The organism is Variovorax sp. IB41, from assembly GCF_016405905.1.
Lineage (GTDB): Bacteria > Pseudomonadota > Gammaproteobacteria > Burkholderiales > Burkholderiaceae_C > Variovorax.
On the sequence record NZ_JAEFCB010000016.1, the window covers coordinates 1 to 26,433 of the forward strand.

Annotated in this window: 27 protein-coding genes and 3 tRNA genes; 15 read left to right on the plus strand and 15 right to left on the minus strand. The window is 68.2% G+C overall.

The genetic code is table 11. The features are described from left to right. Positions 1-123: 123 nt before the first annotated feature. The 11 genes from JC881_RS23945 to trpE all read right to left on the minus strand — a co-directional run bounded on the left by JC881_RS23945 (position 124) and on the right by trpE (position 7,377). Positions 124-198 (minus strand) — tRNA-Thr (locus JC881_RS23945). Positions 199-239: 41 nt separating this feature from the next. Next, positions 240-313 (minus strand) — tRNA-Gly (locus JC881_RS23950). Between the two features lie 65 nt (positions 314-378). Next, positions 379-464, minus strand: a tRNA-Tyr gene (locus tag JC881_RS23955). A 107-nt stretch (positions 465-571) separates the two neighbouring features. After that, positions 572-1,279 (minus strand): uracil-DNA glycosylase, encoded by a 708-nt coding sequence (locus tag JC881_RS23960; RefSeq protein WP_198788224.1) that lies wholly within the window; start codon positions 1,277-1,279, stop codon positions 572-574. Beyond that, positions 1,276-2,076 carry an indole-3-glycerol phosphate synthase TrpC gene (gene trpC / locus JC881_RS23965; protein WP_198788225.1) on the minus strand — a complete coding sequence of 267 codons (801 nt, stop codon included), beginning with the start codon at positions 2,074-2,076 and terminating at the stop codon, positions 1,276-1,278. The genes JC881_RS23960 and trpC overlap by 4 nt, the downstream gene beginning before the upstream one ends. 33 nt (positions 2,077-2,109) lie before the next feature. Further along, complete coding sequence (gene trpD / locus JC881_RS23970; protein WP_093443922.1) at positions 2,110-3,132, minus strand: anthranilate phosphoribosyltransferase; 1,023 nt, start codon at positions 3,130-3,132, stop codon at positions 2,110-2,112. A gap of 28 nt (positions 3,133-3,160) precedes the next feature. Continuing rightward, positions 3,161-3,823 (minus strand): LysE family translocator, encoded by a 663-nt coding sequence (locus JC881_RS23975; protein ID WP_198788226.1) that lies wholly within the window; start codon positions 3,821-3,823, stop codon positions 3,161-3,163. Between the two features lie 16 nt (positions 3,824-3,839). Then, complete coding sequence (ltaE, locus tag JC881_RS23980) at positions 3,840-4,898, minus strand: low-specificity L-threonine aldolase (RefSeq protein WP_198788227.1); 1,059 nt, start codon at positions 4,896-4,898, stop codon at positions 3,840-3,842. 6 nt (positions 4,899-4,904) lie between these two features. Beyond that, complete coding sequence (locus tag JC881_RS23985) at positions 4,905-5,489, minus strand: anthranilate synthase component II (protein WP_198788228.1); 585 nt, start codon at positions 5,487-5,489, stop codon at positions 4,905-4,907. Beyond that, positions 5,486-5,878: a GxxExxY protein gene (locus JC881_RS23990; protein WP_198788229.1), complete on the minus strand. Its 393-nt coding sequence runs from the start codon at positions 5,876-5,878 to the stop codon at positions 5,486-5,488. Before JC881_RS23990 ends, JC881_RS23985 begins: the two co-directional genes overlap by 4 nt. Then, positions 5,875-7,377, minus strand: coding sequence for an anthranilate synthase component I (trpE, locus tag JC881_RS23995; RefSeq protein WP_198788230.1), 1,503 nt, complete (start codon positions 7,375-7,377; stop codon positions 5,875-5,877). Before trpE ends, JC881_RS23990 begins: the two co-directional genes overlap by 4 nt. 333 nt (positions 7,378-7,710) lie before the next feature. On the opposite strand from trpE, the gene JC881_RS24000 reads away from it, so the two are divergent. Further along, positions 7,711-8,313 carry a chalcone isomerase family protein gene (locus JC881_RS24000; RefSeq protein ID WP_198788231.1) on the plus strand — a complete coding sequence of 201 codons (603 nt, stop codon included), beginning with the start codon at positions 7,711-7,713 and terminating at the stop codon, positions 8,311-8,313. 15 nt (positions 8,314-8,328) lie between these two features. Here JC881_RS24000 and JC881_RS24005 read toward each other — a convergent pair whose 3' ends face one another. Further along, complete coding sequence (locus JC881_RS24005; protein ID WP_269823208.1) at positions 8,329-9,039, minus strand: phosphoglycolate phosphatase; 711 nt, start codon at positions 9,037-9,039, stop codon at positions 8,329-8,331. A gap of 85 nt (positions 9,040-9,124) precedes the next feature. On the opposite strand from JC881_RS24005, the gene JC881_RS24010 reads away from it, so the two are divergent. Then, entirely contained in the window at positions 9,125-10,393 is a 1,269-nt protein-coding gene (locus tag JC881_RS24010; RefSeq protein ID WP_198788233.1) for an NUDIX hydrolase, read from the plus strand. Here the strand turns inward: JC881_RS24010 and JC881_RS24015 are convergent. Continuing rightward, positions 10,329-11,732: an aminotransferase-like domain-containing protein gene (locus tag JC881_RS24015; RefSeq protein ID WP_198788234.1), complete on the minus strand. Its 1,404-nt coding sequence runs from the start codon at positions 11,730-11,732 to the stop codon at positions 10,329-10,331. The genes JC881_RS24010 and JC881_RS24015 overlap by 65 nt on opposite strands. 345 nt (positions 11,733-12,077) lie before the next feature. Here JC881_RS24015 and JC881_RS24020 point away from each other — a divergent pair, with 345 nt between their 5' ends. From JC881_RS24020 to JC881_RS24055, 8 genes are read left to right on the plus strand one after another with little or no spacing between them, the layout of a single operon-like run. Then, positions 12,078-12,560 (plus strand): MSMEG_0572/Sll0783 family nitrogen starvation response protein, encoded by a 483-nt coding sequence (locus JC881_RS24020; RefSeq protein ID WP_108142592.1) that lies wholly within the window; start codon positions 12,078-12,080, stop codon positions 12,558-12,560. A 15-nt stretch (positions 12,561-12,575) separates the two neighbouring features. Further along, on the plus strand, positions 12,576-13,631 hold the full coding sequence (locus tag JC881_RS24025; RefSeq protein WP_198788235.1) for a Nit6803 family nitrilase: 1,056 nt from the start codon (positions 12,576-12,578) through the stop codon (positions 13,629-13,631). Next, a complete protein-coding gene (locus JC881_RS24030; RefSeq protein ID WP_233102014.1) occupies positions 13,594-14,676 on the plus strand; it encodes an MSMEG_0568 family radical SAM protein in 1,083 nt (360 codons plus the stop codon). Before JC881_RS24025 ends, JC881_RS24030 begins: the two co-directional genes overlap by 38 nt. A 2-nt stretch (positions 14,677-14,678) precedes the next feature. Next, the gene (locus JC881_RS24035; RefSeq protein ID WP_198788237.1) at positions 14,679-15,248 is read left to right on the plus strand and encodes an MSMEG_0567/Sll0786 family nitrogen starvation N-acetyltransferase; all 570 of its coding nucleotides are present in this window, start codon (positions 14,679-14,681) and stop codon (positions 15,246-15,248) included. Then, complete coding sequence (locus JC881_RS24040; RefSeq protein ID WP_198788238.1) at positions 15,245-16,261, plus strand: sll0787 family AIR synthase-like protein; 1,017 nt, start codon at positions 15,245-15,247, stop codon at positions 16,259-16,261. Before JC881_RS24035 ends, JC881_RS24040 begins: the two co-directional genes overlap by 4 nt. Next, positions 16,254-17,441 (plus strand): MSMEG_0565 family glycosyltransferase, encoded by a 1,188-nt coding sequence (locus tag JC881_RS24045; RefSeq protein WP_198788239.1) that lies wholly within the window; start codon positions 16,254-16,256, stop codon positions 17,439-17,441. Before JC881_RS24040 ends, JC881_RS24045 begins: the two co-directional genes overlap by 8 nt. Next, positions 17,432-17,716, plus strand: a complete 285-nt coding sequence (locus JC881_RS24050) for an MSMEG_0570 family nitrogen starvation response protein (RefSeq protein ID WP_198788240.1) — start codon at positions 17,432-17,434, stop codon at positions 17,714-17,716. The genes JC881_RS24045 and JC881_RS24050 overlap by 10 nt, the downstream gene beginning before the upstream one ends. Before the next feature lie 36 nt (positions 17,717-17,752). Beyond that, on the plus strand, positions 17,753-19,078 hold the full coding sequence (locus JC881_RS24055; RefSeq protein ID WP_198788241.1) for an MSMEG_0569 family flavin-dependent oxidoreductase: 1,326 nt from the start codon (positions 17,753-17,755) through the stop codon (positions 19,076-19,078). 171 nt (positions 19,079-19,249) lie between these two features. Here JC881_RS24055 and JC881_RS24060 read toward each other — a convergent pair whose 3' ends face one another. Further along, a complete protein-coding gene (locus JC881_RS24060; protein ID WP_198788242.1) occupies positions 19,250-19,939 on the minus strand; it encodes a response regulator in 690 nt (229 codons plus the stop codon). A gap of 245 nt (positions 19,940-20,184) precedes the next feature. Here JC881_RS24060 and JC881_RS24065 point away from each other — a divergent pair, with 245 nt between their 5' ends. Together JC881_RS24065 and JC881_RS24070 are read left to right on the plus strand one after the other, a co-directional pair. Further along, positions 20,185-21,519 (plus strand): DotU family type IV/VI secretion system protein, encoded by a 1,335-nt coding sequence (locus tag JC881_RS24065; RefSeq protein ID WP_198788243.1) that lies wholly within the window; start codon positions 20,185-20,187, stop codon positions 21,517-21,519. Continuing rightward, positions 21,516-22,637 carry a type VI secretion system protein gene (locus tag JC881_RS24070; RefSeq protein WP_198788244.1) on the plus strand — a complete coding sequence of 374 codons (1,122 nt, stop codon included), beginning with the start codon at positions 21,516-21,518 and terminating at the stop codon, positions 22,635-22,637. Before JC881_RS24065 ends, JC881_RS24070 begins: the two co-directional genes overlap by 4 nt. 17 nt (positions 22,638-22,654) lie before the next feature. Here JC881_RS24070 and tssJ read toward each other — a convergent pair whose 3' ends face one another. After that, positions 22,655-23,176, minus strand: coding sequence for a type VI secretion system lipoprotein TssJ (tssJ, locus tag JC881_RS24075; protein WP_198788245.1), 522 nt, complete (start codon positions 23,174-23,176; stop codon positions 22,655-22,657). Between the two features lie 71 nt (positions 23,177-23,247). Between tssJ and tssA the strand changes: the two genes are divergently transcribed. The 3 genes from tssA to tssC all read left to right on the plus strand — a co-directional run bounded on the left by tssA (position 23,248) and on the right by tssC (position 26,413). After that, the gene (gene tssA / locus JC881_RS24080; protein ID WP_198788246.1) at positions 23,248-24,276 is read left to right on the plus strand and encodes a type VI secretion system protein TssA; all 1,029 of its coding nucleotides are present in this window, start codon (positions 23,248-23,250) and stop codon (positions 24,274-24,276) included. Positions 24,277-24,349: 73 nt separating this feature from the next. After that, entirely contained in the window at positions 24,350-24,868 is a 519-nt protein-coding gene (tssB, locus tag JC881_RS24085; RefSeq protein ID WP_198788247.1) for a type VI secretion system contractile sheath small subunit, read from the plus strand. Positions 24,869-24,919: 51 nt separating this feature from the next. Further along, a complete protein-coding gene (gene tssC / locus JC881_RS24090; RefSeq protein ID WP_042579877.1) occupies positions 24,920-26,413 on the plus strand; it encodes a type VI secretion system contractile sheath large subunit in 1,494 nt (497 codons plus the stop codon). Positions 26,414-26,433 lie beyond the last annotated feature (20 nt).

Sequence of the window (26,433 nt, forward strand, 5' to 3'; positions counted from 1 at the left end):
GTGCCCACGTTCACGTGCGGCTTGGTGCGGGTGAATTTACCTTTTGCCATTTTTCGACTCCGAAAAAAACGATTTCAACGTATGCATATGGGCTGCAAACCTGCCGTTGCAACCCCCAAAAACTGGTGCCCTTTGCGGGAATCGGACCCGCGACCTCCCCCTTACCAAGGGGGTGCTCTACCACTGAGCCAAAAGGGCTTTTTGTCTAACCAATCGCTTCCGGCGTCGAACCGGGTCTCTGGAGCGGGAGACGGGAATCGAACCCGCGTCATCAGCTTGGAAGGCTGGGGTTCTACCATTGAACTACTCCCGCATCGGGGGCACTTCAAGGCACCCAAAGCGCTAGATCCAATCGCTCTTAGAAACCAAATTCATCGCTGGTGGAGAGGGCTGGATTCGAACCAGCGTACTCGTAAGAGGGCAGATTTACAGTCTGCTGCCATTAACCACTCGGCCACCTCTCCGGCGAACCTCGAAATATAGCACGGTTTTGTGACTACACAGAACCCCCAGCACCAAGAAGAAGCGAGAGAACTGCATGAGGCGGGAACCGCCGGGATTATCCGCGAATTCAGCCGCCTCCCTGGTTCGCCTCCCGCCAGGCGCGTGCTTCGCCAAAATGTCCGCATCCGATGAACGGCACGGGCGGGCGCAGGGCCGAAAGCGGCGACGGATGATTCGACATCAGCACCTTGTGGCGCCCAACGTCGATCAACGCGCGCTTACTTTGCGCGTGCGAGCCCCAGAGCATAAAAACAACAGGTTTGGCGCCGTCCGATACATGTCGAATGACCGCATCGGTCAGTACCTCCCAGCCACGGCCCGAATGGCTCGCCGGCTGGGCTTCTTCGACGGTGAGGCAGGTATTGAGCAGCAGTACGCCATGCGTCGCCCACTTCACCAGGCTGCCACCCGGATTCGGAAACTGCGGCGGCAGCGTGCCCAGGTCGCGCTGAAGCTCCTTGAAGATGTTGCGCAGCGACGGCGGCAGCGCGACGCCGGGCGCCACCGAGAACGCGAGCCCTTCGGCCTGCCCGCGCCCGTGGTACGGGTCCTGGCCCAGGATGACCACGCGCACGTCTTCGGGCGGCGTCAGCTCCAGCGCGCGCAGCGGCTGGGGCGGAAAGATCACGGCCCCCGCATCGAGACGCTCCCGGAGAAAGCCACGCAGCTTCGTCCCCACGCCCCCCGCGAAGAATTCATCGATCAGCGGCTGCCAACCCGGCGCCACCGCCCAGTCGGCGGGATCGCTGCTCGACAGCTGATCCTGCGCGCTCATTGGAACAACGCAGCGAGAGCCTCGCCGGGTTCCTTGGCGCGCATGAACGCCTCGCCGACCAGGAATGCATTGACGCCCGCCGCGCGCAGCGTGGCGACGTCTTCGCGCGTGCCGATGCCCGATTCGGTCACCGCCAGGCGATCGGCCGGGAGCTTCGGCAACAAATCGATCGTGGCCTGGATCGACACCTCGAAGTTGCGCAGGTTGCGGTTGTTGACGCCGATGAGCGGCGTCTTGAGCTTGAGCGCGCGATCGAGTTCGGCCGCATCGTGCACCTCCACCAGCACCGCCATGCCGAGCCCGCGCGCGATGGCTTCGTAGTCCTTCATCTGCGCATCGTCCAGGCATGCGGCGATCAGCAAGATTGCATCCGCCCCCATCGCGCGCGACTCGTACACCTGATAGGCGTCGATGATGAAGTCCTTGCGCAGCACCGGCAGGTCGCACGAGGCGCGGGCCTGCTTCAGATAGTCCACGCCGCCCTGGAAGAACTGCTTGTCCGTCAGCACCGAGAGGCACGCCGCGCTGACAACGCCATCGCCCTCCGCGTAGCTCTGCGCGATATCGGCGGGAATGAAGTCTTCGCGCAGCACGCCCTTGCTCGGGCTGGCCTTTTTGACTTCGGCGATCACGGCGGCTTGGCCCGCCGCGATCTTGGCGCGCAGCGCGGCTTCGAAATCGCGCGTGAGCACGCGGCTTTCAGCGTCGAAGCGGACGGCTTCGAGCGGCGCGCGCTTCAGCGCCGCCGCCACTTCCTGGCGCTTGACGGCAACGATCTTGTCGAGGATGTCGGACATGGCTTGTGATGCTTTCGGTTGTCTCTGCAGGGCTCAGACGGTCGCGGAGGCCTTGACCAGCTCGGCGAGCTTGGCCTTCGCCGCGCCCGACGCAATCGCTTCGCGCGAGCGTTCGACGCCCGCCGCCACCGAGTCGACCACGTTGGCCGCGTACAGCGCCGCGCCGGCGTTCAGCAGCACGATGTCGAGCGCGGGGCCCGCCTGATTGTCGAGCACCCCCAGCAGCATCGTCTTCGACTGCTCGGGCGTTTCCACGCGCAGCGCGCGGTTGCTCGACATCGCGAAGCCGAAGTCCTCGGGGTGCAGTTCGTACTCGCGGATTTCGCCGTTCTTCAATTCGCCCACCAGCGTGGCGGCGCCCAGCGAGATCTCGTCCATGCCGTCGCGCCCGTAGACCACCAATGCGTGCTCGGTGCCCAGGCGCTGCAGCGCGCGCACCTGGATGCCCACGAGGTCGGCGTGGAACACGCCCATCAGGATGTTCGGCGCGCCCGCGGGGTTGGTCAGCGGGCCGAGGATGTTGAAGATGGTCTTGATGCCCAGCTCCTTCCTCACCGGGGCGACGTTCTTCATCGCCGGATGGTGGTTCGGCGCGAACATGAAGCCGATGCCGCACTGCTCGATGGAGCGTGCGATCTGCTCGGGCTTCAGGTTGATGTTGATGCCCAGCGACTCCAGCACGTCGGCGCTGCCCGACTTGCTCGACACGCTGCGCCCGCCATGCTTGCTCACCTTCGCGCCGCCCGCGGCCGCGACGAACATCGAGCAGGTCGAGATGTTGAAGGTGTGCGAGCCGTCGCCGCCGGTGCCCACGATGTCCACGAGGTTGGTGGTGTCGGCGACCGGCACCTTGGTCGAGACCTCGCGCATCACCTGCGCGGCGGCGGTGATTTCGCCGATGGTTTCCTTCTTCACGCGCAGGCCCGTGATCAGCGCGGCCATCATCACGGGCGAGCACTCGCCGCTCATGATGAGCCGCACGATGTGCAGCATCTCGTCGTGGAAGACCTCGCGGTGCTCGATGGTGCGCTGCAGCGCTTCCTGGGGAGTGATCATGAGAAGTCTCCTGAGTGTTTGTCTGTCGTCAGTGGCCGGCGCGAAGGGCCGGTGCGTCGGTGAACGCGAGCTTGAGGCCGAAGCCGATGAAGAGAACGCCGGCGGCGCGGTCGAGCCAGTGCATGCCCTTTTGCACCGCGCCGCGGCGCGCCATCCAGCCCGCCGCCACGGCCCATCCCACGTTGACGGGGATGGCGTTGAGGTTGAACAGCACGCCCAGCAGCACGAAGTACAGCGCCTTGTCGTCGGCACCGGGCGCGATGAACTGCGGCACGAAGGCCAGGAAGAACAACGCCACCTTCGGGTTGAGCACGTTCGTCCAGAAGCCGCCGAGGAAGATCGCCTTGAGACCGCGTTCCCCGCCCGCTGCGGCAGCGGCCGCGTCGAGATCGGTGGGCGGCGGCGCGCGCGACAGCACCATGCGCACGCCCAGGTACAGCAGGTAGGCCGCGCCGATGTACTTGAGCACCGTGAAGGCTGCCGCGGACGTGGCCATCAGCGTGCCGACGCCGACCGCCGCCGCGAAGATATGGACGAAGCAGCCCGCGGTAATGCCAAGCCCGGCGACGATGCCCGCGCGCGCACCGGCGCGCAGCGAGTTCGTCACGACATAGAGCACGTCGGGCCCCGGCGTGAGGTTCAGCAGCCAGCCGGCAGCGATGAAAGCGAGCAGATGGGGAAGATCAGGCATCGCGTCCTCGCTGGCCTCAGGGCTTGAAGAACGCGCGGATCGCGGCCACCGCTCGGTCCACACCAGCCGCGTCGACATCCAGGTGCGTCACGAAGCGCAAGCGGTAGAGGCCGGTCGCGAGGATGCCCTGGCTGTTGAGGCTCGCGACCAGTTCCGCCGAACGCGCCTGCGCCGCGCCCGTGAGGTCGACGAACACGATGTTCGTGTCCGGCGCCTCGACCACGAGGCCCTCGATACCCTCGAGCCCCTGCGCGAGGCGCTGGGCCAGCGCGTGGTCGTCGGCCAGACGATCGACGTGGTGATCGAGCGCATGCGACGCAGCCGCAGCCAGCAGGCCCGCCTGGCGCATGCCGCCGCCGGCCATCTTGCGAATGCGGTGGGCACGCGCAATGAACTCGCGCGAACCGACCAGCGCCGAGCCGATCGGCGCGCCCAAGCCCTTGCTGAAGCAGACCGACACGCTGTCGAAGCACTGCGCGATGCGGCGGGCTTCCGCGCGGACGTCGCTGCGCTTGTTCCGCGCGGCCTGCGCCGTCGCGGCATTGAAGAGGCGAGCCCCATCCAGATGCCGCTGCAGCCCCTTGCGCTGCGCCAGATCCGTCGCGGCCTGCACGTACTCGAACGGCAGCAGCTTGCCGCCCAGCGTGTTCTCGAGCGCAAGCAGCCTGGTGCGCGCGAAGTGCGCATCGTCGGGCTTGATCGCCGCCTCGATCTGCGCGAGCGGCAGCGTGCCGTCGGGCGCGTGGTCCAGCGGCTGCGGCTGCACGCTGCCGAACACCGCGGCGCCGCCACCTTCCCAGCGGTAGCAATGCGCCTGCTGGCCGACGATGTACTCGTCGCCGCGACCGCAGTGCGAGAGGATCGCGCAGAGGTTGCTCTGCGTGCCGGTCGGCACGAACATCGCCGCCTCGAAACCCAGCAGCGCGGCGATCTTTTCCTGCAGCGCGTTCACGCTCGGATCGGTGCCGAAGACGTCGTCGCCGAGCGGCGCGGCCATCATGGCCTCGCGCATCGCGGGCGTCGGTTGGGTGACGGTGTCGCTGCGCAGGTCGACGACGGAAGAGCGTTCGGTCATGGCGGGTCAGTCCAGGAAGTTCTTGAGCATGGCGTGGCCGTGCTCGGTGAGGATCGATTCAGGGTGGAACTGCACGCCTTCGATGCGCACGTCGTGCGCGTATCCGGTGTGCCGCACGCCCATGATCTCGCCGTCGTCGGTCCACGCGGTGACAGCCAGGGCCGAAGGGCAGCTCTCGCGCTCGATCGAGAGCGAGTGGTAGCGGTTGACGATGAACTTCTCGGGCAGTCCCGCGAACACGCCTTCGCGCGTGGTCGTGATCTCGCTGGTCTTGCCATGCATGAGCTGCTGCGCGCGCACGATCTTGCCGCCGAACGCCGCGCCGATGGCCTGGTGGCCGAGGCACACACCCAGGATGGGCAGCTTGCCCGCGAAGGCCTCGATGGCGGCCACCGACACGCCCGCCTCGGCGGGAGAACACGGCCCGGGCGACACCACGAGCCGCGTCACGCCCGAGGCGACCAGTTCGCCGATCTGCGCGACGGTGATCTCGTCGTTGCGGTGCACCTGCACATCGGCACCCAGCTCGCCGAAGTATTGGACGATGTTGTAGGTGAAGCTGTCGTAGTTGTCGATCATCAGCAGTTTCATGGCTTGCTCACAATCCGGTGCACGCCCTTCACGACGGGGAACACGTTGAAGTTGATCAAAAGGCCCAGCTTGAGGCCCGAGAGCCGCAGCGCCGCGAGCACCTGCGCGCGGTGCAGGTCGGTCAGCACATCGACCGCCTTGAGCTCGACGATGACCGACTGCTCGATCACGAAGCCCGCGCGGTACACCTCGCCGAGCGAGCGGCCCTTGTAGGTGGCCGCGAGCGCCACGTCGCGCGCAAAGCCGATCTCGCGCTCGGCCAGTTCGATGGCCAGCGCCGCGGCATAGGCGCCTTCATCGAGCCCCGTGCCGAGCACGCGCTGCACCTCGACGGCGGCGCCGATGATCTCGTGCGAAAAATCGTTCTGAATATCGGGTCCAGTGCTCATTCCAGGCCTTCCTCGACCAGTTCGGCCGCGCGCAGGAGTGCGCGCGCCTTGGCCTCTGTTTCTTTCCATTCCAGCTCGGGCACCGAGTCGGCGACCACGCCGGCCGCGGCCTGCACGTGCAGCATCTGGTCCTTCACGATGCCGGTGCGGATCGCAATCGCCACGTCCATGTCGCCCGCATAGCTGATGTAGCCGCAGGCGCCGCCGTAGAGGCCGCGCTTGGTGGGCTCGAGCTGGTCGATGAGCTCCATCGCATGCACCTTGGGCGCGCCGGTCAGCGTGCCGGCCGGGAAGGTGGCCTTGAGCACGTCGATGGCGGTCATGCCGTCTTTCAGCGTGCCCTCGACGTTGCTCACGATGTGCATCACGTGGCTGTAGCGCTCCACCGCGAAGGCCTCGGTCACCTTCACGGTGCCGGTCTTGGCGATGCGGCCGATGTCGTTGCGCGCGAGGTCGATCAGCATCACGTGCTCGGCGCGCTCCTTCGGGTCGCTGATGAGTTCTTCCTCGGCCGCCTTGTCCAGCTCGAGCGAGGCGCCGCGCGGGCGCGTGCCGGCCAGCGGGCGGATGGTGATCTTCTGCTCGCCCTCGCCCGTGTTCTCCTGGCGCACCAGGATCTCGGGCGACGCGCCCACCACATGGAAATCGCCCAGGTGGTAGTAGTACATGTAGGGGGAGGGGTTGAGCGAACGCAGCGCGCGGTACAGCGACAGCGGCGACTCGGTGTAGCGCTTGCTGATGCGCTGGCCCACCTGCACCTGCATGAAGTCGCCGGCGGCGATCATCTCCTTGGCGCGCTCCACGGCAGCCAGGTAATCGGCCTTGGCGAAGCTGCGCTCGGGCGGATGCGCCTGCGTGGGCTTCACGATCGGCGCGCTCACCGAATACTTGAGCTTTTCCTTCAGCTCGCGCAGGCGTCGCTTGGCGTTGGCATAGGCCTCGGGCTGCTTCGGGTCGGCGTAGACGATGAGATAGAGCTTGCCCGAGAGGTTGTCGATGACCGCGAGTTCCTCGCACTGCAAGAGCAGGATGTCGGGGCAGCCGAGCGTGTCGGGGGGGCAGCTCTTCTCGAGCTTGCGCTCGATGTGGCGCACGGTGTCGTAGCCGAAATAGCCCGCGAGGCCACCGCAGAAGCGCGGAAGACCAGGCCGCAGCGCCACCTTGAAGCGCTTCTGGTATTCGGCGATGAAGTCGAGCGGATTGCCGGGGGCGGTTTCGACGACCTGCCCGTCGGTCACCACCTCGGTCACCGCGTCGGCGCCGAAACCGCTCGCGCGCAGCAACGTGCGCGCCGGCAGGCCGATGAAGCTGTAGCGCCCGAAGCGCTCGCCGCCCACGACCGATTCGAGCAGGAAGCTGTGCTTGCCGCCGCCCTGCGAATGGGCGAGCTTCAGGTACAGGGAAAGGGGCGTCTCGAGGTCGGCGAAGGCCTCGGCCATCAGCGGGATGCGGTTGTAGCCCTGGGCGCTGAGGCTCTTGAATTCAAGTTCGGTGATCACGGATTCGTTCTCCAATTGCCGCCCGACGCTCCTTCGGTCGGTGGCAAGGTCATTCACTGGTGGCCCGGAGTCGAGAGGATCGATCCGGCGCCGCGGGCGCACGGCGTGCGCCGTGCAATCAAACAGTCAGCGAAGTATGGCTACGCCAGGGCCAGGCTCCCCGGCTGCCTTCACCTGTTTGAATGATGTGATGAACGAACATGGAAGCGCGAGTTTAGCCCACGAAAAACGCACTTCTGCACGGCAACGCGGGTTTCAGGGTTCCCCCGAAGGTCGAAACGTAAAACAAAAAGATACATTCGCACGACCGTTCGCAAATTCGAGGAGACCCCCTTGCCCGCACTTTCCATCCCGACCGCGCTCTCGCGTCTCGCCCTGCTGGCCTGCCTGACGACGACGGCGCTCGGCGCCTCCGCCGCGCAGGTCGATGTCGCGGGCGTCAAGCTGGAAGACCACCTCGACCTGCGCGGCACGCCGTTGCAGCTGAACGGCGCAGGCGTGCGCTTCAAGGCGATCTTCAAGGTCTACACGGCGGGCCTGTACGTCGGCAAGAAGGTCTCCACCCCCGAAGAGGCGCTGGCCGCCCCCGGTCCCAAGCGCGTGGCCATCACGATGCTGCGCGACATCGACGCCAACGAGTTGGGCAAGCTCTTCACCAAGGGCGTGGAAGAGAACTCGCCCAAGAGCGAAATGGTCAACCTCATCCCCGGCCTCTTGCGCATGGGCCAGATGTTCGCGGACCAGAAGCAGCTCAAGACCGGCGACACCTTCACCATCGACTGGCTGCCCGGCACCGGCACGGTGATCACCGTGCGCGGGGTGCCGCAGCCCGAACCGGTGAAGGAGCCGGCCTTCTTCAATGCGCTCCTGCGCATCTGGCTCGGCCCGAGCCCGGCCGACTGGAAGCTGAAGGACGCGCTGCTCGGCAAGTCCTAGCCGCCTGGCCGGCGTCTACAGGTCGGCCAGCGAATCCACGAACCCGTCCGCATCCACGCCGCGCACCGGCTCGCCGTGGTTGTAGCCGTAGGTCACGAGCACGACCGGGCAGCCGGCCGCCCGTGCAGCACGCGCGTCGTTGCTCGAATCGCCGATCATCAGCGTGCGCGCCGGCACGGTGCCCAGCGCCTCGCAGGTCTTCAGGAGCGGCAGCGGATCGGGCTTCTTGCGCTCGAAGGCATCGCCGCCGAACACCAGCTCGAAGAACCCATCCAACCCCTTCGCGGCCATCAGCGGCCTGGCGAATGAAGTCGGCTTGTTGGTCAGGCACGCCAGCCGCAGGCCCCGCGCGCGCAGCGCCTTCAGCCCCTCGATCACGCCCGGGTACAGCGCCGAGTGCTGCCCGTTGATCGCGAGGTAATGGTGCTGGTAGCGGTCCCAGGCGCGATCGAACAGCGCCTTCGCTTTTTCTTCCGCGCCCGCCGCATCGGCAGCGCCGCCGGAGGTCATCACATGCACGAGCGCCGAATGGATCAGGTGCTCGGAGCCCTTGCCCACCATCCGTTCGATGGCGGCCGCCGGCACCGGTGGCAGGTCCAGATCGCGCAGCATGCGGTTCAGGGATTCGGCGAAATCGCCGAGCGTGTCGACCATGGTGCCGTCGAGGTCGAGGATGGCGGCGTCGAAGCGGGAGAGGTCCGGGAGGTCCGAGCGAAGGGAGTTCAAAACAGGCAGCCTGACGATGTATGGAGCGGAAGCGATGCAGGAAGCCGCGCATTCTGCCTCGTGCGGCAGGACACAATACCGCCGCATGACCGCCTTGACGCCCGCCTCCGCCCCTGCCCCTCGCCCCATCCGCACCGCCGCCACGCTGGTCGTCCTGCGCGACGGCAGCGAAGGCCTCGAAGCCCTGATGCTGCGCCGCGCCGAGAAGGCCAATGACCAGAACAGCGGCGCCAGCGTCTTTCCGGGCGGCGTGCTCGATGCGCACGACCGCCACCTGCATCTGCTGTGCGCGGGCCTGGACGATGCGACGGCCAGCGCGCGCCTGGCGGTGCCCGAGGGCGGGCTCGACTTCTACGCGGCCGCGATCCGCGAGTGCTTCGAGGAAGCCGGCCTTCTCTTCGCGAACGACGCACAGGACCAGCCGGTGCGGCTCGTCGACCTCCCGTCCGGCGACCTCGCCGCGATGCGCGATGCCGCCGAGCAAGGCACCGATGCGCTGCTCGCGATGTGCGGCCAGCGCGGTTGGCGGCTGGCCGGCGACCGCGTCGTCTACTTCGGCCACTGGCTCACGCCGCCCGGCATGCCGCGCCGCTTCGACACGCGCTTCTTCGTCGCGCTGATGCCTGCCGGGCAGGAGGTGCGCCCGGACGGCCGCGAGACCGTCGAGCACATGTGGCTGCGCCCGGCCGATGCGCTGGACCCGGCGCGTGGGTTGAAGCTCATGAACGTGACGCGGCGGGTGCTGCAGCAACTCGATGCGTTCAACCGCGCCGACGAATTCATGGCGCATGCGCGGCAGCTGCGCGAGATTCCGCTGAACATGCCGAGGCTCGCAGACGGCCCCGAGGGCCGCCGCGCAGTGAACATCGAGGAGCCCGCATACGACGAGATCGGCCTTCTCGATCCCGAGGGCTGCGGCGATGCGCGCTATGCGCTCGAAGCGGGCCTCGTCACGCGGCTGTCCGACAGGGTGATTCGCGTGGTGGGCAGCGCCGGCGACAACAGCTACCTCGTCGGCGGATCGGAAGGCTGGGCATCGATCGGCTCCGCGCCGCTCGATGACGCGCTCCGCGCCGCCGCGCCCGGCTCCGTGCGCTGGACCGTCACGGCGCAATCCGACTGGCCCGGCGACGTGCTGGACCTCGGCGGCGCCACGCTTCGGATGCTGAAGCGCAGCGACGCCGCGCCGTCCTTCCTGCTGGTCGAAGAACGCATGCTTTTCACGGCCCCCGAGGTGACGACCACCGGCACGAACGACGCCATCGCATGGATCGCACCGTCACAAGGCTTCATCCACCGCCCGCGCGCAGCGTCGCATGCGGATGCAGCGGGTGCGCCAGCGTATCGGCGATGAGCCGCAACGCCTGATCGCACTGCTCCCGCGACATCGGCCCGCCCAGGCAGATGCGCACCGCGTCCGGCGGGTCGCCGTCCGTCGAAAACGCCGCGCTCGCCACCACGCCCACGTTCTGCGTGCGCAGGTACGAGGCGAACTCCACCGGGCTCCACCCCGGCGTGAGCGGCAGCCACGCATGAAAGCCTTCGGGATGCGCCTGCAGCCCGCTCTCGCCCAGGTGGCGCATCGCGAGCAGCTGCCGCGCGACCGATTCGGCGCGCACGGCCTGCAGCATCGCCTCGGTGGTGCCGTCTTCGACCCAGAGGGTCGTGAGCGCATTGGTGATCGGCGAGGCCATCACGGTGGTGGCGCGCATCGCGCCCGCCAGGCGCTGCGACTGCACCACCGTCGGTGAGCAAACGTAGGCGCTGCGCAGCCCCGCGCCGAAGCATTTGGAAAACCCGCTCACGTAGTAGGTGAGCGCGGGCGCGAGCGTGGCGATGGCGCCCGGTGTCTGGCGCGGCAGCATGCCGTAGGCGTCGTCCTCGATGATCGGAATCGCATAGCGCAGCGCCACGTCGGCGAGCGCTTCGCGCCGCGCGCGCGACACGGTGCCGGCGGTCGGGTTCAGCAGCGTCGGGTTGCAGTACAGCGCCTTGGGCTTGAGCGTCTTGCAGGCATGCTCGAAGGCATCGGCGATCGGGCCGTCGTCGTCCAGCTGCAGCGCATGCAGCTGCACGCCCAGTTGCGCGGCGATCGCTTTCACGCCCGGGTAGGTGAGCGACTCCACGCAGATGAGTTCGCCCGGCCGCGCGAGCTGCGAGAACAGCGCCGTGAGCACGCCGTGGATGCCGGGGCACACGAGGGTGCGGTCCACGCCCGCATGCGGCACGAACGGGCGCAGCCACTGCATCGCCACCTCGCGGTCGTGCGCGGTGCCACCGAAATCCTGGTAGCGCAGCAGGTCGTGGAAGTCGATCTCGGCGAAGGCGCGGCTCGCGCTCTCGTGCAGCCGCGCCATCAGGTGTTCGTCGTCGGGCTCGGGCGGCATGTTCATCGTCATCTCGGCGCCGCTGCCACCGCGCAGGCGCAGGCTCGGGCTGCCCGAGCGGATGAAGGTGCCGGTGCCCGCGCGCGAATCGATGAGCCCGCGCTTGCGCGCCTCGGCGTAGCCGCGCGCCACCGTCGTGTAGTTGAGGTCCAGGTCCGCCGCCAGCTCGCGCAGCGTGGGCAGCCGGTCGCGCACGCCCAGGCGGCCGGTCTTGATGTCGTCGGCGATCAGCTCGGCCAGCAGCAGGTAGGCGGGCCGGTCGCTGTTGCGCAGTTGTTTTCGCCAGTGGGCGGTGATGGTGGTCATCGTGCGGAGTTGATTGCATCCATTGATTGCATCGGGCCACCGATCAACATGCATGAATCGCGCCCGCCTCAGAGGAGCCGGATGCTTCGATCAGGTGCGATCAACCCTATTGATCGGGTGCATTGATCGCATGCCGGATGCGTCGTCCCGGTGCAGAAACCGGTCGCCGGACGCTCCCTGTCTCCGTGTTTGCGGCCGCCCGAAATTTTTTTATCCGCACGCGGCCCGCACCGCTGCGCATTGATCGCGCATTGATCGCACGCCCTGGTCCGCGCGCTGGCACATCGCCTGCAAAGGAAAAGGCACGCAAGACCTGCGTGCCCAACCACCCAACCGGAGTTCCCCATGCCCAAAGTCACCCGCCCCCGCAACGAGAAAGGCGAGTTCCTCGTCGACTACGAAGAGAAGGTGTTCGAAGACGTCAAGGCCGAGCCCGGCGAGAAGGCGCTCGTCACCTTCCACACCGTGGCCTTCGAAGGTTCCATCGGCTTCGTCAACCTGCTGCAGGCCACGCGCCTGAAGCGCAAGGGCTACGACACCTCGGTGCTGCTGTACGGCCCCGGCGTCACGCTGGGCGTGCAGCGCGGCTTTCCGACGCTGGGCGACGAGGCCTTTCCGGGCCACCAGAACTTCAACAAGCAGATCGTCAAGTTCATGGAAGAAGGCGGCAAGGTCTACGCCTGCCGCTTCGCGCTGCAGGCGCTGTACGGCCACGGCGAAGGCGCGCTGATCGAGGGCATCAAGCCGATCAATCCGCTGGACGTGCTGGACATCGTGCTGCTGCACAAGAAGGCCGGCGCAGTCATCCTCGACACCTGGACCCTGTAAGGCAGGACCCGAGCGATGGCTTCCCCACCCCGCATCGTGCGTGCCGCGGCGATCCAGATCGCGCCCGACTTCGAGCGCCCCGACGGCACGCTCGAGCGGGTGTGCAGCGCCATCGACGAGGCCGCGGCGAAGGGCGCGCAGCTGGCGGTCTTTCCCGAGACCTTCGTGCCCTACTACCCGTACTTCAGCTTCGTGCTGCCGCCGGTGCTGCAGGGCGCGCCGCACCTGCAGCTGGTGGAGCGCGCGGTGGTCGTGCCCGGCCCGGTCACGCAGGCCGTGGCCGAGCGGGCCCGCGCGCGCAACATGGTCGTGGTGCTCGGCGTGAACGAGCGCGACCACGGCAGCCTCTACAACACGCAGCTGGTGTTCGATGCCGACGGCACGCTCGCGCTCAAGCGCCGCAAGATCACGCCCACCTACCACGAGCGCATGGTCTGGGGCATGGGCGACGGCGCGGGCCTGAAGGTGGTGGACACCGCCATCGGCCGCGTCGGCGCGCTCGCCTGCTGGGAGCACTACAACCCGCTCGCGCGCTATGCGCTGATGGCGCAGCACGAGGAGATCCACTGCGCGCAGTTCCCCGGCTCGCTGGTCGGGCCGATCTTCGCGGAGCAGATGGAAGTGACCATCCGCCACCACGCGCTCGAATCGGGCTGCTTCGTGGTCAACGCGACCGGCTGGCTCACCGACGAACAGATCCGCGCCGTCACGCCCGACGCCGGCCTGCAGAAGGCGCTGCGCGGCGGCTGCCACACGGCCATCGTCTCGCCCGAGGGCAAGCACCTCGCGCCGCCGCTCACCGAGGGCGAAGGCATGGTCGTCGCCGACATGGACATGGCGCTCATCGCCAAGCGCAAGCGAATGATGGATTCGGTCGGCCACTACGCGCGGCCCGAGTTGCTGTCGCTCGCCATCAACGACCGGCCGGCAGAGACCATGGTGCCGATGCACCTCACGCAACCCCAACACCTTCAACGGAGCCCGGAACATGACCACCACCACGACGACGCAGCAGCAAGACAGCCGGCAGCTGATGACCGAGCTCCAGTCCTTCGGGTTGCGGCTGGTTGACCCGTCGGCGGGCGTCGCGAGCCGCCGCGGCGGCGCGGGCCCTTCGGACCACAAGGCCGTGACGGTCGATGGCCACACGATCATGGTGCCGGTCCACACCTCCACCGCGTGGCACTCGCCCTTCACCGCTGAAGCGCCTGACGCGCAGGGCTTGAGCCGCGTGATGCGCGGCGCCATTCCCATCGCCAGCATCAGCTTTCCGAAGCAGCCGCGCTTCTACGCGATGCAGACCTTCGACGGCGTGCCCTACTCGCACATCGCCACGCTGCACGGCAGCGACGTGCTCGCCACCACGGTGCTGCAGACCTGCATCCGCTACGAGAGCCGCAAGAAGAGCTGCAAGTTCTGCGCGATCGGCCAGTCGCTCGCGGCCGGCCGCACCATCGCGCGCAAGACGCCCGAGCAGCTGGCCGAAGTGGCGCGCGCCGCCGTGCTGCTCGATGGCGTCAAGCACATGGTGATGACCACCGGCACGCCCAACGCGACCGACCGCGGCGCGGCCATCCTCTGCGAGAGCGCCTTCGCGATCAAGGCCGCGGTCGACATCCCGATCCAGGGCCAGTGCGAGCCGCCCGACGACGACCAGTGGTTCCACCGCATGAAGGCCGCAGGCATCGACACGCTGGGCATGCACCTGGAAGTGGTGACGCCCGAAGTGCGCGAGCGCCTCATGCCGGGCAAGGCGAGCGTGCCGGTCTCGCGCTACATGAGCGCATTCGAGGCGGCGGTCGGCGTGTTCGGGCGCGGGCAGGTCAGCACCTACATCCTGGCGGGCCTGGGCGACACGCGCGAGGCGATCCTCGATGTCTGCGACCAATTGCTCCTGCGCGGCGTGTACCCCTTCGTCGTGCCGTTCGTGCCGATCAGCGGTACGCCGCTCGAAGACCACCCCGCGCCCACGCCCGAGTTCATGAAGTCGCTGCTCGCGCCGCTGGGCGAGCGCGTGGTGGCCGCGGGCCTGCGCTCGGCCGACATCAAGGCCGGCTGCGGCAAGTGCGGCGCGTGCTCGTCGCTTTCAATCTACGAAAAAGAAAGCGAAAGCTGACCATGCTGTGCATCGACGACCTGAGCGAACTCGACCTGCACTACGCGCCCGTCGAATACCTGGTGCGCGAGGCCGCGCAGCAGTGGGAGCGCGACGAGGCGATGGCGCTGCGCCGCGCGGTGTTCTGCATCGAGCAGGGCATCTTCGCGCGCGACGACCGCGATGCGACGGACGACCGCGCGCAGCTGCTGGTCGCGATGTCGTGCAACGGCGGCATGCCCGAGCAGGTGGTGGGCACGGTGCGCATCCATCGCGGCGAAGCCGGCGGGAAGGCCGGCGAATGGTGGGGCTCGCGCCTTGCGGTGCACCCGGCGTTCCGCAGCCAGGGCCACCTGGGCGTGACGCTGATCCGCCTGGCTGTCTCGCGCGCCAACGCGCTCGGCTGCACCGCCTTCTTCGCGCAGGTGCAGATGCAGAACGTGCCGCTGTTCCGCAAGATCGGCTGGCGGCTGCTCGAAGAGATCACCGTGCACGGCCGCCCGCATGCGCGCATGCAGGCCGACCTGGACTGGTACCCGCCCTGCCACGACCCGGTGAGCGGTTTCGTCACCCGCGCCAAGGTGATGGCATGACCAGCAGCAACGTGCACGAGATCGCCGAAGCCCTGCGCGCCACGCGCGGCTTCGCCCACAAGCGCGACATCAGCGATGTGGTGTCGGCCCTCGGCCGCTCGTTGCCCGGCGGCCATGCCGCGCTCGCGCAGGCGGTGCCCATCGGCGACGACTGCGCCGCCATTCCCGATGGCCATGGCGGCTACCTGCTGTTCGCCATCGAAGGGCTGGTCGAAGACTTCATCGTGCGCATGCCCTGGTTCGCGGGCTACTGCGGCGTGATGGTCAACGTGAGCGACATCTACGCCATGGGCGGGCGCCCGACGGCCGTGGTCGATGCGCTGTGGAGCACCGGCATGAACCCGGCCGACGACGTGCTGCGCGGGCTCGCGGAAGCGGCCGTGCGCTATGGCGTGCCCATCGTCGGCGGGCACAGCAATAACCGCAGCGAGCGTCCGCAACTCGCGGTCGCGATCCTCGGCCACGCGCGCAAGCTGCTCACGAGCTTCGATGCGAAGCCCGGCGACCTGCTGGTGATGGCGGCCGACCTGCGCGGCGCCTACGAGGAGCCCTTCCCGTACTGGAACGCATCGACCACCGCGCCGGCCGCGCGGCTGCGCGCCGACCTCGAAGTGCTGCCTTCGCTGGCCGAGGAGGGTCTCTGCCGCGCAGGGAAAGACATCAGCATGGCCGGCGCAGTCGGCACCGCGATGATGCTGCTGGAGTGCTCGGGCGTCGGCGCGCGCATCGACCTGGACGCGCTGCCCCGGCCCGACGGTGTGCCGCTGCTGCGCTGGCTCACGTCGTTTCCGAGCTACGGCTTCGTGCTCAGCGTGCCGCCTTCGCAGGTCGCGCCGGTGCTCGGCCGCTTCGCCGCGCGCGACATCGCCTGCGCGGTCGTCGGCGAAGTCGATGAGACGCGGCAGGTGCGGCTGCAGGCAGGCGGCGAAGAAGCGCTGCTGTGGGACTTCGGCAGCGACGCCTTCATCCAGCCGCACACGTCCGCCGAGCGCGCGGAGGCGGTGTATGTCTGAGTTCGATCGCCCCTTGCGCATCGGCCTGCTCACGCACTCGGTCAACCCGCGCGGCGGCGTGGTGCACACGCTCGAACTGGCCACCGCGCTGCACGCCGCGGGCCACGCGGTGACGGTGATGGCGCCCGCCGCGCCAGGACAGGCGATGTTCCGCACGCCGCCTTGCAAGGTCGAACTGGCGCCGGTGAACGACAGGCCGCGCGACACCGTCGGCATGGTGCGTTCGCGCATCGACGCCTTCGTCGGTCATCTGCACGGCCTGCTGCAACGCGAGACCTTCGACGTGCTGCACACGCAGGATTCCATCGGCGGCAACGCGCTCGCACAGCTGCAGGACGAAGGCCGCATCGACGGCTTCGTGCGCACCGTGCACCACCTGGACACCTTCGACGATCCGCAACTCACGCACTGGCAACGCAACGCCTTCGAGCGCGCGAGCCTCGTGCTGAGCGGCAGCCGCCTGTGGTGCGATCACTTGCGCGACGCGTACGGCATCGAGGCCCACGAAATCAACAACGGTGTCGATACCCAACGCTTCTCTCCGGTCGCACAAGCGGGCGATGCGGCACTCGCACAGCGCCTGGGCATCGCCACCAGCGCACCCGTGGTACTGGCCATCGGCGGCATCGAAGAGCGCAAGAACACCACACGCCTCTTGGCCGGCTTCGCGCTGCTGCGCGCCGCGCATCCGCGCGCGCAACTCGTGATCGCGGGCGGCGCGAGCCTGCTCGACCATGCCGGCTACACCCAGGCCTTCCGCGCACAAATGCAGGCGTTCGGCTTCGATGAAGGCCCGTGGCAGCCGCTGCGCGTGACCGGTCCGCTGCCCGATGCCGACATCGCCGCGCTCTACCGCCTGGCCGACGTTGTCGCCATGCCCTCGCTGCGCGAAGGCTTCGGCCTCGTGGTGCTCGAAGGGCTTGCGAGCGGCGTGCCAGTGGTCGCTTCGCGCATCGCGCCGTTCACCGATTACCTGGCCGAGACGGATGTGAGCTGGGCCGATCCGGAAAGCGCGGCGTCGATTGCCCAAGCGCTGGCCCACGCACTCGCAACCCGCGATGCGCAGCGCATCGCCGCATCGTCCGCGCGCCTTTCGCAGCGCTTCAGCTGGACCGCCAGCGCCGAGCGCCACATCGCGCTCTACCGCGCACACCTGAAAGAAACCTGCCCATGCCCGTGATGCACTTCCACGTGCGCTGGCCCGACGCCAGCGAAACGCGCTGCTATTCGCCCTCGCTCGTGGTGCAGGACTTCCTCGCGCCCGGCGAACGCTACGCGCTCGAAGACTTCCTGCTGCGCACCCGCGAAGCCCTGGGCATCGCCTCCGAACGCGTGCGCGCCAAGTACGGCTTCGCGTGCTCGCAGGCCATGGACCAGCTCGCCGAAATCGAGCGCATCGCCACCCGATTCACCGGCACGACCGATGCCGAAGTCACCGTCGTCGCCTTCGACTGACGCCCCTGTATCCAGAGAGAAAGAAAGAAGACCTCCATGTCCTATCCCTACGGCGGACGCAGCCACTACAGCGTCGTCATCGTCGGCGGCGGCCAGGCCGGCCTGTCGCTGAGCCACTGCCTGCAGCAGCGCGGCATCGACCACCTGGTGATCGAGAAGCGCAGCCTCGTGCACAGCTGGCGCACCCAGCGCTGGGATTCGTTCTGCCTCGTCACACCCAACTGGCAGTGCCAGCTGCCGGGCTGGGGGTACCTGGGCGACGATCCGCACGGCTTCATGATCAAGGACCAGATCAACGACTGGCTCGCCGGCTTCGTCGCGCAGGTGAAGGCGCCGGCCATCGAGGGCGTCACCGTCGAGCGCGTGTCGCGCGTGCCGGGCACCGGCGCCAGTGCAGGTGAGCGCGACCGCTTCATCGTGCAGACCGACGCCGGCCTCTACACCGCCGACCAGGTGGTGGTCGCCTCGGGCGGTTACCACCGCCCCATCGTGCCGCGCCTGGCCGAGAAGCTGCCGGCCACCGTCGCGCAGTACCACTCGGCGCAATACCGCAACCCGGCGCAGCTGCCCGAGGGCGCGGTGCTGGTGGTGGGCTGCGGCCAGTCGGGCGCGCAGATCGCCGAAGACCTGCACCTGGCCGGCCGCAAGGTCCACCTGGCCACCGGCAACGCGCCGCGCTGCGCGCGCTTCTACCGCGGCCGCGAGGTGGTCGACTGGCTCGCCGACATGAAGTACTACGACATGCCCGTCACCGAGCACCCGCTGCGCGAAGGCGTGCGCGACAACACCAACCACTACGTGACCGGCCGCGACGGCGGGCGCGACATCGACCTGCGCCGCTTCGCGCGCGAAGGCATGGAGCTCTACGGCCTCCTGAGCGGCTTCGACGGCGGCAGCTTCGAGCTGCAACCCAACCTGCGCGAGAACCTGGACAGCGCCGACGACACCTACAACCGCATCAACGCATCGATCGACAGGTTCATCGCATCGCAAGGCCTCGAAGCGCCGCCGCCCTCGGTCTACACGCCCGTGTGGGAGCCGGCCGAAGAACGCACCCGGCTCGACCTCGCGGCGGCGGGCATCACGAGCGTGGTCTGGTGCATCGGCTTCTCGCCCGACTTCGCCTGGGTGGACGCGCCGGTCTTCAACGGCCGCGGCGCGCCGGTGCACCGGCGCGGCGTGACGAACGAGCCCGGCCTGTATTTCCTCGGCCTGCCGTGGCTGCACACCTGGGGCTCGGGCCGCTTCTCGGGCGTGGCACGCGACGCGGAGTTTCTCGCCGAAGCGATCGAAGAGAGAAAGGCAGGATTGCGTGGGAGCGAAATGGAGGCACCCTCGGCGCCCGCACTGCGAGCAGCCTAGGCGCCTCGCTCAGAGCAATCGTTGATCAGCGGTTCACCCAGAGCGTGCCCCAGTGCGCAGGGCATCGGGTGCTCCCCGCAGCGAAATCAAGGAGGAGGCCGAAGGCCGGGGGACATTCGCGGAGGGGAGCACCCGGTGGCCTGTGCACGCCGCCCCGAAAGGTCCGCGAATTCAGGCCTGCTGCGCCTCGGTCAACGCCTGCGCAGCCACCACCGCCTCGGTCCGGTTGCGCACATTCAGCGCCCGGAAGATCGCAGCCAGGTGGATCTTCACCGTCCCCTCGCTGATCCCCAGGCTGCGCCCGATCAGCTTGTTCGGCTTGCCCTGCGAGAGCAGTTGCAGCACCTCGACCTGCCGCTCCGTCAGCACGCTGCGCAGGTGCTCCAGCGTCTGGCCGGCGCCGCCGCCGCGCGTGAGCGCCTCGGTGCCGCGCGCCTCCGGTGCCACGCCCGCCACGATGCCGGGCGGCAGCGCCGTGAGCATCATCGGCGGCACGTACACGCCGCCCGCCAGCACCAGCCGCACGGCCGAAAGCATGACTTCTGGTGAGTAAGCTTTTGGAATGAATCCAAGAACGCCGCGTTCGAGCGCGCTGCGCATGATGGCCGGGTCTTCGTAGCCCGACAGCACGATCACCGGCACGGCCGGATGCCGGCGCCGGATTTCGTCGATGTGCGCCTGGCCGTCCGCGCCAGGCATGTTGAGATCGATCACGGCCAGGTCGAGGTCGTCGTTCGCGCCTGCGAGCAATTCGTCCACGCTCATCGCCAGGACGAATTCGATGCCAGGCTCGAGCTCCGACAACTTGGCTTTGACCGCCTCGATGACGAGCCGGTGGTCGTCGGCGATCAGGATTTTCATGGCTTGGTTTTCCGTAGTCCCAGCTGCGTTGAAGTCAGCGATTGCTGACGATAACGGCGATTGCCCCGCGCAGCAAGGCCGCCCGGCCCCACCAACGGCATAGACCCCAAGCGGTATGGCGCCCGCCGGGACCCCTTTGGAAGAATGAACTTCCACTCGAAGGAACCGGGGACATGGGCATGTGCCATCGACGCAGACGCCGGTGCAAGGCATCCTTCGCAATGCACGATTGAACGGGCACCTCCATGGCCCGGCTGCTCGACTGCTTTTCGTCCTTCCTCTCGTTCGGCCTCGCGCTGGACGCCTCCATCGCGACCGGCCGGCCTGCCCTCTCGCATGACGCGGCGCAGCAGCAGGCGCGCCGGCTGCTCGACGCGGCGCGCGCCCAGGCCGAGGCCTCGGGCGCCCCCGCGGCGCAGGTCGAATCGGCGGTGTTCGCGATGGTGGCCTGGATCGACGAGGTCCTCGCGCGCCACCCCGGCGCGGAGGCCGGCGCGGCGCCGCTGCAGGTGCAGCTCTTCAACTCCAACAACGCGCACAGCGAGTTCTTCCATCACCTCTCGGCGCTGGGCGCGCAGGACGACCATGACGACCAACTGCGCGAGGTCTACTGGCACGCGCTCGCGCACGGCTTCAAGGGCCAGTACTACTTCGAGGACGGCGACCAGGGCGAGCTGGGCAAGCTCAAGGACCTGCACGGCCGCCAGCTTCGGCTGCGGCCGCTCGCGCTCGGCAGCCTCGTGCAGGACCACATCACGCCCCAGCCCTACGGCGTGGCCGATCCGCGCGGCCCCAACGACACGCAGCGGCGCGACCGGGCGCTGCTGCGTGCGAGCGCGGCGCTGGCCCTGCTGCTGCCGCTCCTCTACCTGCTGTGGTTCATGACCTCCGGGCCCGCGACCACCCAGACCGCGCTCGCCCAGCGCATCGACCAGCACCTGCAGACCTACGCCTGCGCCGACCTCTCGGTCTCCGTCGGCAAGGACGGTCACACGCAGGTGAGCGGCTTCGTCTCGCTGCCCGAGGACCTGCCGCGCGTGGCGCGCGAGGTGAGCGCCATGCCGGGCGTGGCTGCGCCGCGCTTCGACGTGGGCCTTCGCGTGTGGCCGCACTGCGAGGTGTTCGCCATCCTCAAGCCCTACCAGGCGCGCAACCAGGAGAAGCACTACGGGCTGGACATCGACGCCCCCACGGCCCGCAACCGCCAGCTGCGCGAAGGCGACAACGTGCGCGTGCAGGTGGTGGCGCCGCGGCACGACAGCTACATCTGGGTCGACTACTACACCGCCGACGGCTCGGTCATGCACCTCAACGCCGGGCAGACGCCCACGCCGCTGCAGGCGGGCGCCACGCTGGAGCTGGGCCGCGACATTCCATCGAGCTGGCTCGTGAGCCCGCCGTTCGGCAGCGTCCTGATCACCGTGCTCTCGGCGCCGATGCCGTTCACCGAGACCTCGGACCGCCCGCCGTTCGAGCTCGCCTCGGCCTACCTGCTGCGGCTGCGCGAGGCGCTCGCGGCCAGCAAGAACAGCGAGCGGCTGATCGCCGATTTCGTGTTCCTGGAGACGGTGTCGCGATGACCGCCCTGCTCTCGCCCACCCACTTCTTCTGGGCGCTGCTCGCGCTGTGCCTGCTGGGCTTCGTGCTGCTGTACGCGATGGTGCATGACGCGGGCCGCGGCGCGCGGCGGCGTGCCTTGCTGCGGCGCATCGAGACGCTCGATGCGCCGGCGGACGACGCGGCCGTCGGTGCGCTGCGCGAATCGATGGCGCAGGCACGCCAGGCGCTGCGGCCACCACGGATTTCCCGCCGACCGGCCGCGCCCGTGCCGTGGTTCCTGTTCCTCGGCGATGCGGCGGCCGACCTGCCCGGGCTCTTGTCCACCGCGCAAGGCGAGCGCCCGGCCCCGCCCGAGGGAGACGCCACCGTCCAGACCTGCTGGCGCTGGTGGCTGACCGGCGCGCTGGCGGCCATCCAGATCCATCCCGTCGCGATCGGTGACGCGGCCCTCGCGCCGCGCACGCGCGGCCTGTGGCTGCAGGCGCTGCTGGCGCTCGCCGAGCGGCGCGACCGGCTGCCGCTCAACGGGGTGGTGATGTGCTTTTCCGCGAGCGAATTGCTGCAGGCCGATGCCGAGGAGCTGCGGCCTCTTGCCGCGCGCATGCGCCGGCTGCTCGACGAGACGGGCGACACCTTGCGCCTGCAACTGCCCGTGTACCTCGTCGTCACCGGCCTGGAGCACCTCACGGGCTACGCCACGCTGCGCGGCGCGCTGCCGCCGGAGGTGTTGGCACAGGCGCTGGGCCATCGCGTGCCGGACCCGTTCGCCGCGCCCAACGCACCGGCCGGCGATCGGCTCGATGCCCTGTTCGGCCCTATCGCCACGCAGTTGCAGAGCCTGCGCATGGCGCTGCTGCGCGAGCAACAAGGGGCCGCGGCGCGGCTCGCGATCCATGGGTTCGTAGAGGCGCTGCAGGGGCTGCAGCCCGCGTTGCGCGAGGTGGCCGAGGTTTTGTTCGAGGGCCACGGCAAGGGCGCGCGCGCGCCGCGCTGGCGCGGCCTCTATTTCACGGCGGCCGCTTCGGATGCGAGCGGCGGGGCGTTCGTGACGGATCTCTTCGAGCGCTTCCTGCCCGCCGATCAACCGCTGGTGCGGCCGGGGCGTCCGTCGCCCAACAACGCGACGGGTGCGCCATGAAACATGGCGCGCCCGCCTTACTTGCCTTCGATGCGGATCTGGCGCGCGCCGAAGTTGACTGTCAGCACCTGCGCCTGGCCCGGCGTGACCGGGCGCACTTCGCGCCAGCGTGCGCGGTCGAGGTCGCGAAACGCCGCCATCACGGCGATGGCCTTCGCATCGGCCGGCAGCGTGAGGTCCAGCTTCTTGCTCTCGCCAGGTCGCAGCAGCATTTCTTCGCGCTGCACAAGCTCGGCGCCGAGCGTGGCCTGGTCCTTCTCGAACAGCGAGAAGAAGTCGGCGCCCTCGAAGGGTCCGGGCGACTTGAGCGCATACACGCGCACCGTGAGCGGCGATGCGCGGCCGCGCGCATCGGGGTTGGCATCGGCGCCGGCCACCAGCGTGATGCTCACCGGCGTGACCACCGGTTTGCTCGCGCAGCCGGCGAGGGTCAACCCTGCCAGAGCCGCAATGGCGAGCCCGAGACCCGCCACGCGGCGCCGCGATGCCGCAGCGAAGAAGCCTTCATAGGACGAATGGTGTGTACCCAGCGTGCGCATGCTATTCCCTTCGTTGCATTGACCGGTCCTGACGCATCTTTGATTATCACCAGCGAACTCGAACAGGCAACATGCTGACTCACGAACTTGTAGAAGCACTGCTCACGCCGATAGGCGAGGCATCGCCGTGCGGGGACGATCTGGAGTACGACGCGGACTTCACCGCGCTCACCACGTCCGCGCTGGGCAAGCCCGAGCAACAGTTCGGCGACACCGTCATCCCGGCGGTGGAGCCGGAGTGGCGCCAGGTGGCCGAGCAGTCCGATGCGCTCCTGCGCCGCAGCAAGGACGTGCGTCCCGCGGTGCTGCTGCTGCGCGCATCGACGCGCCTGCAGGGCATCACCGGCTTCGTCGCCGGGCTCGAGTTGCTCACCGGCCTGCTCGACCGGTTCTGGGAAGGCATACATCCAAAGCTCGATGCCGACGACGACAACGACCCGACCATGCGCCTGAACGCGCTGGCACCGCTGGGCGACGAGGCGATGGTGCTGAAGGACCTGTACGACGCGCAGGTGGGCGTGGCGCCGGGCGTGGGCGCGATCCGCGTGCGCGACATCGCGGTGGCCAACAACGCATTGAACGCGGTGGGCGGCGACGCCACCTATTCGCCCGCGCAGATCCAGGGGGGCCTGGAGGCGCTGCATGCCGAGCGGCCCGAGCTGATCCAGGCCGCGATCGGCGTGCCCGGCCTCGTCGAAAAGCTGCAGGCCCTGTTGGTGGAGCGAACCGGCCGCGCCGACGTGATCGACCTGGCCCCGCTGCGCACCATCGGCCGCATGCTGCAGAAGGCCTGCAGCGCCGCCATCGGCGCGCCCGATGAAGCGCAAGTCGAAGGCGCCGAAGGCGACGGCGCACCGGCCGGCGGCGCACCGCGCGCTGCTGCCGCACGCGGCGAAATCCAGAGCCGCCAGGACGCACTGCAGACGCTGGACCGCGTGATCCGCTTTCTCGAACAGACCGAGCCCGGCAACCCCGCGCCGCTCCTGATCGACCGCGCCAAGAAGCTCATCGGCGTGAGCTTTCTCGAAATCATGGCCAACCTCGCGCCCGGCGCGCTGGACACGATCGAGACCGTGACCGGCAAGCGCTCGTCCGAATAACCGCCGCGTCTCTTTCCTTCTTTTTTCCTCTGTTGATCGAACCGCCCCATCTACCCCCGCAAGGAGCATCGCCATGGCCAAGAGCAGTCAGAAATTCATCGCCCGCAACCGGGCGCCCCGCGTGCAGATCGAATACGACGTCGAACTCTACGGCGCCGAGAAAAAGATCCAGCTGCCCTTCGTGATGGGCGTGCTGGCCGACCTGTCGGGCAAGCCCACCGACCCGCTCGCGCCCGTGGCCGACCGCAAGTTCCTGGAGATCGATGTCGACAACTTCGACTCGCGCATGAAGGCCATGAAGCCGCGCGCCGCGTTCGCGGTGGAGAACTCGCTCACCGGCGAGGGCGAGCTCAAGGTGGAGCTCACCTTCGAGAACATGGAAGACTTTTCGCCCGCCGCCGTCGCCAGGAAGGTGGGCGCGCTCAACAAGCTCCTGGAAGCGCGCACGCAGCTGTCCAACCTGGTGACCTACATGGACGGCAAGAACGGCGCCGAGGAACTGCTGGCCAAGGTGCTGGAAGACCCGGCCCTGCTGCAATCGCTGGCCTCCACCGCCAAGCCCGACGACGCCGCCACGCCGCCGGCCGCCTGAGCCGATCGAAACCCCAACGCCTGACACACCGGTACACGAGGAGAAACCACCATGGCCGAAGCACTCGAGCAGAGCGCACTCAAGGACGTTGCCTATGCGGGCAGCGACTTTTCGTCGCTCCTTCAAAAGGAATTCAAGCCGCGCAGCGACGAAGCCAAGAGCGCCGTCGAAGCCGCCGTGCTCACGCTCGCGCAGCAGGCGCTGAGCAACAGCACCGTCATCGGCAAGGACGTGACCAAGTCGATCCAGGCCATGATTGCCGCGATCGACGCGAAGCTCACGGACCAGGTCAACAAGATCATCCACCACCCCGACTACCAGAAGCTGGAGAGTGCGTGGCGCGGCCTGCACTACATGGTGAACAACACCGAGACCGACGAGCACCTGAAGATCCGGGTGATGGACATCTCCAAGGTGGACCTGGCCAAGAGCCTGAAGAAGTTCAAGGGCGCGGCCTGGGACCAGAGCCCGATGTTCAAGAAGATCTACGAGCAGGAATACGGCCAGTTCGGCGGCGAGCCCTTCGGCGCGCTGGTGGGCGACTACCACTTCGACCAGAGCCCGCCGGACATCGAGCTGCTCGGCGAGATGTCCAAGATCGCGGCCTCGGCGCACGCCCCCTTCATCACCGGCGCGAGCCCCAACCTGATGCAGATGGAGTCGTGGCAGGAACTGGCGAACCCGCGCGACCTGACCAAGATCTTCCTCACGCCCGAGTACGCGGGCTGGCGGTCGCTGCGCGATTCGGACGACGCCAAGTACCTGGGCCTGTGCATGCCGCGCTTCCTTGCGCGCACGCCCTACGGCGCCAACACCAACCCGGTGGAGGAGTTCGACTTCGAGGAAGACACCGCCGGCGCCGACCACAGCAAGTACGCCTGGGCCAATGCCGCGTACGCGATGGCGACCAACATCAACCGCTCGTACAAGCTCTACGGCTGGGGCTCGCGCATCCGCGGCATCGAGTCGGGTGGCGCGGTGGAGAACCTGCCGCTGCACACCTTCCCGAGCGACGACGGCGGCGTGGACCAGAAGTGCCCGACCGAAATCGCCATCAGCGACCGGCGCGAGGCCGAGCTCTCCAAGGCGGGCCTGCTCTCGCTCATCCACCGCAAGAACTCTGATTTTGCGGCCTTCATCGGCGCGCAGTCGCTGCACAAGCCGGCCGAGTACGACGACCCGGACGCCACGGCCAACGCCAACCTCGCGGCGCGCCTGCCCTACCTCTTTGCCTGCAACCGCTTTGCGCACTACCTGAAGTGCATCGTGCGCGACAAGGTCGGCAGCTTCAAGGAGCGCGACGACATGCAGCGCTGGCTCAACAAATGGATCATGAACTACGTGGACGGGGACCCCGTCAACTCGTCCGAGGAAACCAAGGCGCGCAAGCCCCTGGCCGCGGCCGAGGTGGTGGTCGAAGAGGTCGAGGGCAACCCCGGCTACTACACCTCCAAGTTCTTCCTGCGCCCGCACTACCAGCTGGAAGGCCTCACGGTGTCGCTGCGGCTGGTGTCCAAGCTGCCCTCGGCCAAGGGCGGCAAGTAACGAAGGCATATGCCTTCGGT

What these genes read in the sequence shown, in the direction of transcription:
- JC881_RS24065 (WP_198788243.1), top strand. Translation starts at nt 20,185, where the DNA reads ATGGCCCGGCTGCTCGACTGCTTTTCGTCCTTCCTCTCGTTCGGCCTC.
- JC881_RS24020 (WP_108142592.1), top strand. Translation starts at nt 12,078, where the DNA reads ATGCCCAAAGTCACCCGCCCCCGCAACGAGAAAGGCGAGTTCCTCGTC.
- JC881_RS24045 (WP_198788239.1), top strand. Translation starts at nt 16,254, where the DNA reads ATGTCTGAGTTCGATCGCCCCTTGCGCATCGGCCTGCTCACGCACTCG.
- JC881_RS24050 (WP_198788240.1), top strand. Translation starts at nt 17,432, where the DNA reads ATGCCCGTGATGCACTTCCACGTGCGCTGGCCCGACGCCAGCGAAACG.
- trpC (WP_198788225.1), bottom strand. Translation starts at nt 2,076, where the DNA reads ATGTCCGACATCCTCGACAAGATCGTTGCCGTCAAGCGCCAGGAAGTG.
- ltaE (WP_198788227.1), bottom strand. Translation starts at nt 4,898, where the DNA reads ATGACCGAACGCTCTTCCGTCGTCGACCTGCGCAGCGACACCGTCACC.
- tssJ (WP_198788245.1), bottom strand. Translation starts at nt 23,176, where the DNA reads ATGCGCACGCTGGGTACACACCATTCGTCCTATGAAGGCTTCTTCGCT.
- JC881_RS23975 (WP_198788226.1), bottom strand. Translation starts at nt 3,823, where the DNA reads ATGCCTGATCTTCCCCATCTGCTCGCTTTCATCGCTGCCGGCTGGCTG.
- JC881_RS24025 (WP_198788235.1), top strand. Translation starts at nt 12,576, where the DNA reads ATGGCTTCCCCACCCCGCATCGTGCGTGCCGCGGCGATCCAGATCGCG.
- tssB (WP_198788247.1), top strand. Translation starts at nt 24,350, where the DNA reads ATGGCCAAGAGCAGTCAGAAATTCATCGCCCGCAACCGGGCGCCCCGC.
- JC881_RS24040 (WP_198788238.1), top strand. Translation starts at nt 15,245, where the DNA reads ATGACCAGCAGCAACGTGCACGAGATCGCCGAAGCCCTGCGCGCCACG.
- tssA (WP_198788246.1), top strand. Translation starts at nt 23,248, where the DNA reads ATGCTGACTCACGAACTTGTAGAAGCACTGCTCACGCCGATAGGCGAG.
- trpD (WP_093443922.1), bottom strand. Translation starts at nt 3,132, where the DNA reads ATGATCACTCCCCAGGAAGCGCTGCAGCGCACCATCGAGCACCGCGAG.
- tssC (WP_042579877.1), top strand. Translation starts at nt 24,920, where the DNA reads ATGGCCGAAGCACTCGAGCAGAGCGCACTCAAGGACGTTGCCTATGCG.
- JC881_RS24015 (WP_198788234.1), bottom strand. Translation starts at nt 11,732, where the DNA reads ATGACCACCATCACCGCCCACTGGCGAAAACAACTGCGCAACAGCGAC.
- JC881_RS24060 (WP_198788242.1), bottom strand. Translation starts at nt 19,939, where the DNA reads ATGAAAATCCTGATCGCCGACGACCACCGGCTCGTCATCGAGGCGGTC.
- JC881_RS23985 (WP_198788228.1), bottom strand. Translation starts at nt 5,489, where the DNA reads ATGAAACTGCTGATGATCGACAACTACGACAGCTTCACCTACAACATC.
- JC881_RS24070 (WP_198788244.1), top strand. Translation starts at nt 21,516, where the DNA reads ATGACCGCCCTGCTCTCGCCCACCCACTTCTTCTGGGCGCTGCTCGCG.
- JC881_RS23990 (WP_198788229.1), bottom strand. Translation starts at nt 5,878, where the DNA reads ATGAGCACTGGACCCGATATTCAGAACGATTTTTCGCACGAGATCATC.
- JC881_RS24030 (WP_233102014.1), top strand. Translation starts at nt 13,594, where the DNA reads ATGACCGAGCTCCAGTCCTTCGGGTTGCGGCTGGTTGACCCGTCGGCG.
- JC881_RS24035 (WP_198788237.1), top strand. Translation starts at nt 14,679, where the DNA reads ATGCTGTGCATCGACGACCTGAGCGAACTCGACCTGCACTACGCGCCC.
- JC881_RS24055 (WP_198788241.1), top strand. Translation starts at nt 17,753, where the DNA reads ATGTCCTATCCCTACGGCGGACGCAGCCACTACAGCGTCGTCATCGTC.
- JC881_RS24010 (WP_198788233.1), top strand. Translation starts at nt 9,125, where the DNA reads ATGACCGCCTTGACGCCCGCCTCCGCCCCTGCCCCTCGCCCCATCCGC.
- JC881_RS23960 (WP_198788224.1), bottom strand. Translation starts at nt 1,279, where the DNA reads ATGAGCGCGCAGGATCAGCTGTCGAGCAGCGATCCCGCCGACTGGGCG.